Raw genomic sequence first — 12,382 nt, 5'->3', positions numbered from 1 at the left:
TATTTTAAATTTATAGATAAATATAATTATTATATATATTATTCAAAAAAGCCTTAATATATTATATTTAATATGAGCTTTTTTACATAATATAAACCTTCTAGTTTAATAATAAATATATGTGTATTAAAAAGAGGTACAACTAGGAGGGAAATATGAATCCATTAGATAAAAGTAAAGAGTATGTTATATATAAATTTTTACAAAGATATGATTATGATGCGGTAATTGATGTATTAGAAGAAGTTGGTATAGTCGAAGGAGATCTATACCTATTAATGGAATCATCTAAGTATGCTATAAACTTTGACTTTAAAAAAGCATCGATAAGTTTAAAAAAGATGAGCAGTGAGATGTTAAGTAGAAGAGAGATAAAAAGATTGGTTTCTAACCTAGAAAATCTAGAAAATGGAGAACCTGAAGACATATTATCAGAGCTCATAGAAAATATGAAGATACAAATTGTTAATGAAGAGTATATTGATTTTTTGGGAAGGTTATATAGATTAAAGGAAGCATTATTTAAATATATATTTGTAAGTACTAAGGAAAATAAAAAATATAAAGTAAATATGCATGGTTATATGGTATCAAAGAAAAATATTCTATATACATTAAAAAAGAAGTATAATATATATAATGGAAATCTAATAACTGGGGTGACTAACTATATAAATAGGTATATTAAAAAAACAAAAAGAATGGAAAAGGTTGTTGATATATTAAATGGAGAAAGACTAGAAAATTTAATTAAGATTAGACATGAAAGCCCAGTTGGACATGGATTTAAAGGGGTTAGCAAAGAAGATATTGAAGAGTTATATGGCAATCCCATGGAAGTAGTTCAGGACTTAGTTAAAGCATGTGAATTACTAGACTTAGGTATAAAAATGGATAAATATGATAATATAAATGAGATGGCTATACAAATGATAGGAAGTTACACCAATTATTAACTAAATTAAAATTTAGGAGGAGATTATTAGGATGAGTGAAAAATTAAAAAAAGAAGCAATAGAGTGGATTAAGGTAATAGCTACTGCTCTTATTTTTGCATTTATAATAACTCAATTTATAAGACCTACTTTAGTTAAGGGAGAATCTATGTATCCTACTTTAAAGGAAAATGATTATTTAATAATTAATAGAATGGCTTATAAAATAGGAGAGCCAAAAAAGGGAGACATAATAGTATTCCATACGAATTTACTTCAAGACAATGGAAAACCTAAAGACTTAGTAAAGAGAGTTATAGCAACCGGAGGAGATCATATTAAGATAGAAAATTCCAAAGTATATGTAAATGGAAAGTTATTAGATGAACCATATATACATGATAATTATACAGATGGATATATAGATATGACAGTTCCAAAGGGTGAAGTATTTGCAATGGGAGATAATAGAGAGAAGAGTTTAGATAGTAGATATGAAGATGTCGGGTTAGTAAATGAAAAAAATATAATGGGTAAGGTAATGATAAGGTTATATCCATTTAATAAAATAGGAACTGTAAAATAGGTGAATTACATGAAAATTGGTATATCAGCATTATTATATAATCTTGATGAAGCAATAAATTTGTGCAAAGAGATAGATGAAATAAAACATATAGAACTTGGTATAGATAACTTATATGAGTGTGATGAGATATACAAATATATAGACAAGCTTAAAGAATTAAATGTATCTTTAAGTATTCATTTACCTATGGAGTTAAACTTGTGTGAGAATATAGAATTTATTAGACAATCTTGGGTAAGATTTGTAGAAGAAATGAACTATAAATTAAAACATTTAAATATTTGTTACTACAATCTTCACCTAGGGTATGTTATATCTGATAGATTAGATAAAAATAGAGAAAAATATTTAGATATATCATGTAGTATGTTAAATGATATTATAAATAAGACGAAAGCTAATATATCAATAGAAAATACTTATTCTAATAATGGTGATTTATCAAATGTAGGTAACAAACTATATGATTTTGAATATATATTTAATAAAGTAGAAAATGAAAAATTATGGTTTTGTTATGATACAGGCCATAATCTAATCAATAGGGATAATTATATAGACAAATTACATAACAAGATTAGAATAGTTCATTTAAGTGACAATGATGGAAAGAAAGATATACATATAGGGATAAATAAAGGTATATTAGATAAAAAAGAAGTTAAAACTATCATTGACTTAGAACCAGAGTTCTTAATATTAGAGATAAAATATCATGATATAAAGGAAAGTATAGAATATATAAAAGAGATTAAAAAAGAGGTTTAAATACCTCTTTTTAAGTATAAAAGAAAGGAGATTACTATGAAAAATATAACTATCAATGTAGAAGGAAATGAAAAAGTTTATAAAATAGAAAAAGATTCTCCAGGAGTAAAACTAGAAAGTATAGTAAAAGAAATAGATAAAGACTATAAAGGATACATAACATTAGGAGTTATAGACAACAAACTAAGAGAATTAAATTATAGTATAAACAAAGACTGTAAATTAAGTTTTTTAGATACAACTAGCGAAGATGGATTAAGAGTATACTTTAGAACTGTGTCATTTATATTTATAATGGCTTGTAACGAAGTATTTAAAGATTGTCGAGTAGTAATAGAACATTCTCTATCAAAGGGATTATATTGTGAAGTTCATAAAGATGGAGAATTGATAGAGAAAGATGTAGAAGCTATAAACAAAAAAATGAAAGATATAATAGAGTCTAATTATAAAATAGAAAGAATAGACACTAATAAAGAAGAAGCAATAAAAATATTTAAAGATAATAAAATGTATGAGAAAGCAGAGCTTCTTAAATACAAGGAACATGATGATGTAAAGATATATAAGTGTAACAATCATATAAATCATTTCTATGGATATATGTTACCATCTACGGGATATATAAAGACATTTGATTTAAAACCATATAAAAATGGAATAATAGTATTAGGTCCAAGTGAAGAAAATAAAAATATACCAACTAAATTTAAAGAACAGCCTAAGTTATCGAGTGTATATCATGAAGCGGAGAATTGGTCAAAGCTTATGGGAGTAAGTAAAGTAACTACACTTAATGAGGTAATAGAAAGAAAAGAGTATGGAGAAATTATAAGAACAGTAGAAGCTCTACATGAGAAAAAATTATCTCAAATAGCAGATATTATAAAAGAAAAAAATAAGAGAGTTATATTAATAGCAGCTCCTTCATCATCAGGTAAAACAAGTTTTGCTCATAGATTATCAATACATCTTAGAGTCAATAATCTAAATCCTGTATCAATATCTTTAGATGATTACTTTGTTAATAGAGAGCATACTCCACTAGATGAATTTGGAAATTATGATTTTGAGTCTATATATGCAATAGATTTAGAGAGATTTAATAAAGATTTAAAAGATTTACTAGAAGGTAAGGAAATAAGTTTACCTAAGTTTAATTTTAAATTAGGAATAAGAGAAGAAAAAGGAAAGAAGTTAAAAATAAAAGAAAATCAGCCAATAATATTAGAAGGAATACATGGATTAAATCCTATGCTAACATCATCAATACCAGATGAAGATAAATTTAAAATTTATATAAGTGCCCTAACTCAAATTAATTTAGATGACCATAATAGAATACCTACAACGGATTTAAGGTTAATAAGAAGAATGGTTAGAGATTATAATTTTAGAGGTTATAGCGCAGAAAAGACAATAATGCAGTGGGAATCAGTAAGACGTGGAGAGAAGAAAAATATATTCCCATATCAAGAGGAAGCGGATATAATATTTAACTCTGCATGTATTTATGAATTAGCAGTATTGAAAAAGTACGCAAAACCATTACTAGAGGAAATTGATAAGGAAAATAGTTCATATATAGAAGCTAATAGACTTTTAAAGTTTCTTCAATATTTTGTTGAGTTATCAGACATATCAGATATACCACCAACATCAATATTGAGAGAGTTTGTAGGTGGAAGTAAAATAGTTGATTAATACTATAAAACCCCTGATGTTGACAGAATATCAGGGGTTTCTGTATTATATATTTATTAGACATTTGGAAACGTAATTAAATTAGGAGGAGAAGTATGGAAAAGATTCTTGAAGAAGTATTAAATTCAAATAGGAAATATACAAATTATGGACAGGTAGCAGGATACATACCAGAATTAAAGAAAGCCAAAAGAGATGATCTGGGTATATGTGTAATAGATAAAGATAACAACATATATAAAGCTGGTAATTGGGATACTAAATTTACGATTCAAAGTGTATCTAAAATAGTTGTTCTTGCGATGGCGTTGATGGATAATGACTGGCAATATGTTTTTTCTAAAGTAGGTAAAGAACCTAGTGGTGATCCATTTAACTCAATAATGAAATTAGAAACAAATGATACTAAAAAGCCAAGTAATCCAATGATAAATGCAGGTGCTATAGTAACTACATCTTTAATAAAAGGTGCTAGTTTAGAAGAAAAAGAAGAAAGAATGTTAAAGTTCTTTAGAAAATTAGCTAAAAATGATAACTTGGGAATAAATTATGATGTGTATAAGTCAGAGAAAATGACCGGAGATAGAAATAGAGCTATGGCTTATCTTTTAAGAAATGACGGGTTTATACAAGGAGATGTAGAAGAATTATTAGATTTATACTTTAAACAATGTTCGATAGAAGTTGACACATTAGATTTAGCACGAATAGGAGTTAATCTTGCATCTTATGGTGTAGACATAGAAACTGGTGAAAGAATAATAGATGAAAAAGTATCAAGGATAGTTAAGACATTTATGGTTACATGTGGAATGTATGACGCATCAGGAGAGTTTGCTATAAAAGTTGGAATACCTGCAAAATCAGGAGTTGGTGGAGGAATACTAGCATCTGTTCCAAATACTATGGGTATTGGAGTATACGGACCAGCTCTAGATAAAAAGGGAAATAGTATAGCTGGTATAAAGATACTAGAAGAATTATCTCAAAAGTTAGAACTTAACATATTTTAAATTATAGAATTTTTTGACAACTACAAGTCCTTAATATATAATTATCTTATAAATAAAACAATTTTTTTATAGGGGTGGGGGAATGAAGGAAGTACTAGTGCTTAGGGACTTAGAATGTATAAAAGCAATTGCACATCCTAGAAGAATAGACATTTTAAAAACATTTGATAAATCACCACTATCAGCAAAGCAATTATCACAATTATTAGATGAGCCTCATGCAAAAATTAACTATCATATAAAAACTCTTTATAAGGTAGGAATTTTGGAGTTAGTAGAAGAAAAGATAAAATCTGGAATAGTAGAGAAGTACTATTACCCGAGTGCAAAAAATATAGTTATTGGGCAAAAGATTCTTAACTTCTCACTAACAGATGAAGAACAACTTAGTATATCTAAGTTTGAAAACATGAGCGAATTATTTTATAGTGCAGCAGAGGGAAATAGGTTGCTTGATGAAAGTATAGTTGAATATCAAAATATATCACTTACGGAAAGTGAACTTATAGAGTTAAATAATGCAATTAAGATAAAAATACAAGAAATCGTAGATTCTAGAAATACTGATGAAAATGAAATAGGATATAACATATCAGTATTGGCAATACCAGTAGAAGAAGCGATTAGCATATAATAAGTATCGACCTTTGTTGATACTTATTTTTTTGGGTATAATTAAAATATAAAATAAATCAAAATATGATAAAAGACATAAGGAGAGTAAATATGATTATAATAGGACCACATATATCAATAGCAAAAGGATATGCAAAAGCTGCAAAAACAGCAGTCGAAATAGGAGCTAACACATTTCAATTCTTTAGTAGAAATCCAAGAGGAGGAAATGCCAGAGAATTTGATACAAAAGATATAGCAAACTTTCAAGAAATAAGAAAAGAAAATAACTTTGGCCCATTATTGGCACATGCACCATATACTATGAACTTGGCAGCTGCTAAAGATGATGTATATGAATTTGGAAGAAAAGTCATAAAAGAAGATATAGAAAGAATGGATTCTTTAGGAATAGAGTATATATGTTTCCATCCAGGCAGCCATGTTGGTGGAGGGATTGATGCTGGAATAAATAAGATAATAGCAGCACTAAATGAAGCCTTAACAGGAAATGAAAATATAACAGTTCTTTTAGAAACTATGTCTGGAAAAGGTACTGAAATAGGATTTGAGTTTGAACAAATAAAAAGAATTATAGATGGTGTAGAACATAATGAAAAACTAGGGGTATGTTTAGACACTTGCCATATATTCTCAGCAGGATATGATATAGTAAATAACTTAGATGAAGTTTTAAATCAATTTGATGAAATCATAGGATTAGATAGATTGAAAACAATACATTTAAATGATAGTATGATGGGATTTGGTGAAAAGAAAGATAGACATTCAGTAATAGGAGAAGGTAAAATAGGATTAGATGCTATTATTAATTTTATGACACATCCAAAGATAAAGGATTTACCATTTTTCTTAGAAACACCTCTTGAAGATGAAGGTCATAAAAAAGAAATAAAAATGCTAAGGGATATAATAGAAACTAAATAGTAAAGTTTAAGTGGAGGGAAGTAGATTGAGAGAATTAGGTAAAACTAATATGAAGGTTAAAAGAGTAGGATTTGGGGGAATACCTATACAAAGAATTACCCAAGAAGAGACTAATAAAGTAATAAATGAACTTGAAGCACAAGGAATAAACTTTATAGATACAGCTAGAGGATATACAGTTAGTGAAGAGTATATAGGAAATGCAATTGAAGAAAAAAGAGAAAAATTTTTTATAGCCACAAAGAGTATGTCTAGAGACTATGAGGCTATGAAAAATGATATAGAAATAAGTCTTAAGAACTTAAAAACAGATTATATAGATTTATATCAACTACACAATGTAAAAAGTGAAGAATATGATGAAATATTTGCAGATAATAAAGCATATAAAGCTTTGTTAGAAGCTAAAAAAGAAGGAAAAATAAAACATATAGGAATAACTAGCCATAGTTTAGAAACTATAGAAAAGGTAGTTGAAAATGATAAATTTGAAACTATACAGTTTCCTTATAATATAGTTGAGAATCAAGCAGATGAAGTATTTAAAAAAGCTAATGAGAAGGGTATAGGAATAATAGTAATGAAACCTTTAGCAGGAGGAGCACTAGATGATGCAACTTTAGCTATTAAGTATATATTATCAAAAGATTATATTGATGTTGCTATACCAGGTATGGAAAGTATAGAGCAGGTAAAGCAAAATAGTGCGGTACTTAATAATCTAGAATTAAATGAAGATGACAATAAAAAAATAGAAGAAATAAAAAGTACATTAGGCAAAAGATTTTGTAGAAGATGTGAATATTGCTTACCATGTCCAGTAGGAGTAAATATCCCAGCCAATTTTTTACTAGAAGGATATTATACTAGATATAACCTTAAAAAATGGGCAAAAGAAAGATATGCATCTACAGTTGGTAAAGCTAATGAATGTGTAAATTGTGGGTTATGTGAAACTAAATGTCCATATAATTTACCAATAAGAGAAATGTTAAAAGAAGTATGCGCTAAACTTGGTTAATAAAAAGAGAACTTAATTTAGATTAAGTTCTCTTTTTAGATATAAAATCTTATAGCTTATATAGTTTTTAGAAAAAATAATCAAAGTAAAAATCAAAAAGTTTATGTTACTATTTATTTTTTAAGAATGCTATAAGAAACATCATATTCAGAAGCAGGATAAAGTTCTATTTCAACACGAGGATTTTCTTTATCTATAAAATCAAATAATAATACAGGTTTTAACTGTTTATCATTTTTTATTATTCCACTTTTTTCTATTCCATCACATATACTTTTAGGATAGTTATGTAAATCGCCCATACGTTTATTAGGGAAATATAATTTTAAAATAGTTATTAAATCTTCTTCTATAGTTTCTCCATCATATTGTTGGTTTATATAACCTGCTATCATGTTTTCATAGGCTAAATATTTAGAGTGTTTACCTTTTGATGGCATCCATGCTTGACCATGGACGTTGTGAAGTTTAAAATTAGACTTACTTATTGGTCTACCTGGGATTGTTAATTTAATCAATTTATCACCATCCTTACATCTTAAATATTATAAAGCTAATAAAAAATTAATGGAAGGGAATTTTATGAATAAAGAAAAATTAAAAGAGTACTTTAAATCATTGGGCTTAGATACAGTAGGCATAACAGGAGTTAATGTAAACTATGAATTAGAAAAAAAATTAAAAGAAAGAATAGAAAAAGAACATATTACTGGAATGGAAGAACCTATTTTAGAAAACAGAATTAATCCTAAAAATATAATGAAAGATGCTAAATCTATAATAGTATGTGCCTTTCCATACCATATAGATAATGAAAAAGAGTCAAATTTATCTAGATACTGTAGAGGTTTAGATTATCATATAGTAGCGAAAGAATTATTACAGAAAGTATGCGATTATTTAGATGAGAATATCGAAGGATTTGAATATAAAATATTTGTAGATAATGGTCCATTAGTAGATAGAGAATTAGCTTATTTGTCTGGAATAGGGTATTTTGGAATAAATAATAATATAATAACAGATAAATATGGTTCTTATGTATTTATTGGTTATATTATAAATAATTATGAATTTTCTTTAGATAAGCCATTGGATAAAGAATGTATGAAATGTGGAAAATGTGTAAAATATTGTCCGGGAAATGCTCTTTTAGGAAATTATGATATGAACCCTAGAAAGTGTTTATCATATATAACTCAGAAGAAAGAAGAATTATCTTTAGAAGAAGTTAAAGCAATTAAAAATAGTGGGAAAATTTTTGGATGTGATATATGCCAAGAAGTATGTCCTCACAATAAAAATATAAAAGAAACTCATATAGAAGAATTTATGAAAGATTTAATATTAAATTTAGATTTTGAAGAAATTGATGAAATATCAAACAAAGAGTTTAAAAGGAGATATGGAAATAGAGCTTTTAGTTGGAGAGGCAAAAAAATAATAAAAAGAAATATAGAAATAATATTAGAAAAGTCTTAGTCTTTTAGATTAAGACTTTTTTTATAGATATATCTACGAAACTTTTACAAGCTATACAACATAAAATGTATAAAAGAGTTGAGGAGGTATACATATGTTAGTGTATAAAAACACATCAGAAATAGAACCTCTAGAAAGTATATTGGGGCAAGAAAGAGCTATTGAAGCTATGGAGATAGGTCTTAAAATAAACAACCCTGCGTATAATATATATTTAGCTGGAGAACCAGGAACAGGAAAAACTACTTATGCAATGAAAGCTCTTAAAAAATATTCATTAGAAAAAGATACACATAAGGATTGGTGTTATGTGTATAATTTTGAGCATCCAAGAGAGCCAATAGCTATAGGATTAAGAAAGGGATCTGGGAAAATATTTAAAAAAGATATAGAGAAATTAATTGAGACTTTATTAGATGAATTGATAGAAGCTTTTGAAAGTGAAGATTTTGAATTAAGCAAAAATCAACTTGTAGAAGAGTATGAAATAGAAAAAGATGCTTTGCTTAAGCAGATAAAGAAATATGGAGAAGAAAAAGGATTTAAGCTAAAAACTAGTAAAGTTGGAATGGTATTTATGCCAATAGAGGAAAATGGAGAAGAAGTAGATGATGATGAATTCTATAAATTAAAAAGAGAGTTAGAAAATATGGCAATACAAGTTGCATATAAAATAAGGGATTTAGAAGATGCAGCAAAAGATGCATTGCTTGACCTAGAAGAGGAAACTGCAAAGTATATTATTGATCCACATATAGATAACCTTAAAGAAAAGTATAAAGAGTATGAAAAGGTAAATTTATATCTAGATAATATGAGGAAAGATATATTAGAGTATGTTTATTTATTTTATATGAGTGAAGAAGAATTAAAAGATAAATATGATAAAGAACATTTTATAAAATATAAAGTAAATTTATTTGTAGACAATGGTGGAGATAAAGAAAACGAATCAGCACCAATAATCACAGAAATAAATCCTAGTGTATCTAATTTATTTGGAAAAGCAGAATATGATTATAATAATGGAAGTATAAAAACTGATTTTACAAAACTTATACCAGGGGCCATACATAAAGCTAATGGAGGATATCTAGTATTATACACAGATCAACTGCTTAGATATGGGTTATCTTGGGATATTCTAAAGAAAACGATTCAAACTAGAAAAATAAGTATAGATACGCAAACATCTATAACTCCAGAAAGCATACCTATAGATGTAAAGGTAATTCTTATAGGTGATAATTATATGTATAATCTTTTATATCATTATGATAAAGATTTTAGTAAGTATTTTAAGATATTAGTGGATTTTGATAATGAAATGGATGAAAGTGAAATTAATAGAGATGGAATAGCTAGATTTATAGCATTACAATGTGAAAAAAATAAATTAAAACATTTTACCTATGAAGCAGTAGAAGAAGTTATAAAGTTTTCTATAAGACTATCAGGTGATAGTTTTAAAATATCTACTCAGTTTAACAAAATACTAGAGATTATAATTGAAGGTGATGCTTATGCCACAATTAGAAATGCAGAGTTTGTAGATAAAGATGATGTAAAAAAAGCAATAAATGAAAGAAGGAAAAGACTTAGCAGGATAGAAAGTAAAATGGATGAATCCTTAGAAAATGGATTTACTTTAATAGAAACAGAGGGGTGTAGAGTAGGAGTTATAAATGGGCTCTCTGTACTAAATATGGGTGAATATTCATTTGGTAGACCATCTAGAATAACAGTAACTACTAGCCCTGGAAATAAAGGCATAGTAAATATAGAGAGAGAAGTAAACATGAGTGGTCCAATTCATAATAAAGGCGTATTAATATTAGGTGGATATCTATCTGAAAACTTTGCAACGGACTTTTTATTATCTCTAAATGCATATATATGCTTTGAACAAAACTATGGTGGAATAGATGGTGACAGTGCTACAGGAGCAGAATTATATGCACTTATATCTTCTATAAGTAAAATTCCTTTAAAGCAAAATATTGCAGTTACTGGTTCTATGAACCAAAAAGGGGAAATACAAGTTGTAGGAGGAATAACTGAAAAAGTAGAGGGATTTTATTATACTTGTAAGAAAAAAGGATTAAGTGGAGAACAAGGAGTTATAATACCTAAGAATAATAGAAGAAATTTAGTTTTATGTGATGAAGTTAGTGATGCTATAAGAGACAATAAATTTAAAATATATGAAGTAGAAAATGTAAAAGAAGCTATAGAGATTTTAACGGATATGAGTTTTGAAGATGTTAAGAAAAAAACAATAGAAAGGCTTAAAGAATTTAGCAATATAAATAAGAAGTTAAAAGACTAGTTTTATTATAAATTTCATGGGTAAGATATAAAAGGAAGTAAAATTATTTAAAATTTTACTTCCTTTTATAGAATATCAAAATACTACAGTATATAAAATTAACATATAGATTTAAATTTTATATAGAGATTAATAATTAAAATTTTACACATATATATAAAAATAATATAAATAATAAATAATATACAAGATAATGAGGGAGTCTAAGATGAAAAATATAAATAAGATATTAGATATATTAGAAGAAACTTATCCTGATGCTAAATGTGAATTAAATTATACTACGCCATTTGAACTTTTGATTGCTACAATACTATCAGCTCAATGTACAGATGTTAGAGTAAATAAGGTAACAGAAGAGATGTTTAAAAAATATAATACTCCAGAAGCTTTTGCTAAATTAAGCATAGAAGAAATTAGTGAAGAAATAAAAAGTTGTGGATTATACAAAAGCAAAGCTCAAAAAATAAAAGAAACATCAATTAAAATTTGTGAACTTTATAATGGACAAGTTCCAGATAGCCTAGATGAATTAATTAAGTTGCCTGGAGTGGGAAGAAAAACAGCTAATGTTGTACTTAGTAATGCTTTTGGACAAGATGCTTTAGCTATAGATACTCATGTATTTAGAGTTGCTAATAGAATAGGTATGGTAAATACGACAACTCCAGAAAAAACAGAATTTCCATTAATGAAAGTTATACCTAAGAAAAGATGGTCTCATTCTCATCATTTATTAATTTTTCATGGAAGAAGAATATGCAAGGCAAGAAAGCCAGAGTGTGAAATATGTCCTATACAAAAGTATTGTAAGTACTATAAAGAAAATAAATAGGACCTCTTGTTTTAAATACAAGAGGTTTTTATGTTTTTATGAAGAATTAAATTAGAAGACTGCATTATTGTTATAAACGTAATTTCTGTTATAATATAATTTAGAATATTAGAGTTTTAAGTGATAAGGCATAATAAAATTGA

12 protein-coding genes are annotated in these 12,382 nt (G+C 27.0%); 11 read left to right on the top strand and 1 reads right to left on the bottom strand.

Annotated features, from left to right (window positions below):
- Window positions 1-155 precede the first annotated feature (155 nt).
- The 8 genes from I4U66_RS09125 (at window position 156) to I4U66_RS09090 (ending at window position 7,593) form a co-directional block, all read left to right on the top strand.
- Window positions 156-956 carry a hypothetical protein gene (locus tag I4U66_RS09125; RefSeq protein ID WP_092923418.1) on the top strand — a complete coding sequence of 267 codons (801 nt, stop codon included), beginning with the start codon at window positions 156-158 and terminating at the stop codon, window positions 954-956.
- A gap of 31 nt (window positions 957-987) precedes the next feature.
- Window positions 988-1,521: a signal peptidase I gene (gene lepB, locus I4U66_RS09120; protein ID WP_092923421.1), complete on the top strand. Its 534-nt coding sequence runs from the start codon at window positions 988-990 to the stop codon at window positions 1,519-1,521.
- Window positions 1,522-1,530: 9 nt separating this feature from the next.
- Window positions 1,531-2,292, top strand: a complete 762-nt coding sequence (locus tag I4U66_RS09115; RefSeq protein WP_092923424.1) for a sugar phosphate isomerase/epimerase family protein — start codon at window positions 1,531-1,533, stop codon at window positions 2,290-2,292.
- 36 nt (window positions 2,293-2,328) lie between these two features.
- The gene (locus I4U66_RS09110; protein ID WP_092923426.1) at window positions 2,329-3,996 is read left to right on the top strand and encodes a nucleoside kinase; all 1,668 of its coding nucleotides are present in this window, start codon (window positions 2,329-2,331) and stop codon (window positions 3,994-3,996) included.
- A 95-nt stretch (window positions 3,997-4,091) separates the two neighbouring features.
- Window positions 4,092-5,009: a glutaminase A gene (glsA, locus tag I4U66_RS09105; RefSeq protein ID WP_166506030.1), complete on the top strand. Its 918-nt coding sequence runs from the start codon at window positions 4,092-4,094 to the stop codon at window positions 5,007-5,009.
- Window positions 5,010-5,091: 82 nt separating this feature from the next.
- Window positions 5,092-5,643 carry an ArsR/SmtB family transcription factor gene (locus I4U66_RS09100; protein WP_092923432.1) on the top strand — a complete coding sequence of 184 codons (552 nt, stop codon included), beginning with the start codon at window positions 5,092-5,094 and terminating at the stop codon, window positions 5,641-5,643.
- Window positions 5,644-5,735: 92 nt separating this feature from the next.
- Window positions 5,736-6,572: a deoxyribonuclease IV gene (locus I4U66_RS09095; RefSeq protein ID WP_166506029.1), complete on the top strand. Its 837-nt coding sequence runs from the start codon at window positions 5,736-5,738 to the stop codon at window positions 6,570-6,572.
- Between the two features lie 25 nt (window positions 6,573-6,597).
- Complete coding sequence (locus tag I4U66_RS09090) at window positions 6,598-7,593, top strand: aldo/keto reductase (protein WP_176579621.1); 996 nt, start codon at window positions 6,598-6,600, stop codon at window positions 7,591-7,593.
- A gap of 113 nt (window positions 7,594-7,706) precedes the next feature.
- Here the strand turns inward: I4U66_RS09090 and I4U66_RS09085 are convergent, their stop codons facing one another.
- Entirely contained in the window at window positions 7,707-8,111 is a 405-nt protein-coding gene (locus tag I4U66_RS09085) for a RusA family crossover junction endodeoxyribonuclease (protein WP_092923441.1), read from the bottom strand.
- A 64-nt stretch (window positions 8,112-8,175) separates the two neighbouring features.
- Between I4U66_RS09085 and queG the strand changes: the two genes are divergently transcribed.
- From queG to nth, 3 genes are all read left to right on the top strand, one after another.
- A complete protein-coding gene (gene queG, locus I4U66_RS09080) occupies window positions 8,176-9,075 on the top strand; it encodes a tRNA epoxyqueuosine(34) reductase QueG (protein ID WP_166506028.1) in 900 nt (299 codons plus the stop codon).
- A 94-nt stretch (window positions 9,076-9,169) separates the two neighbouring features.
- Window positions 9,170-11,404 (top strand): Lon protease family protein, encoded by a 2,235-nt coding sequence (locus I4U66_RS09075; protein ID WP_166506027.1) that lies wholly within the window; start codon window positions 9,170-9,172, stop codon window positions 11,402-11,404.
- Window positions 11,405-11,612: 208 nt separating this feature from the next.
- Window positions 11,613-12,239, top strand: a complete 627-nt coding sequence (gene nth / locus I4U66_RS09070; protein WP_092923450.1) for an endonuclease III — start codon at window positions 11,613-11,615, stop codon at window positions 12,237-12,239.
- The last annotated feature ends 143 nt before the right edge of the window (window positions 12,240-12,382 follow it).

Origin of the sequence: Romboutsia sp. D33t1_170424_H2 (assembly GCF_015669105.1) — a bacterium.
Classification (GTDB): domain Bacteria; phylum Bacillota; class Clostridia; order Peptostreptococcales; family Peptostreptococcaceae; genus Romboutsia_C; species Romboutsia_C hominis.
This window is presented reverse-complemented; position numbering and strand designations above follow the sequence as displayed.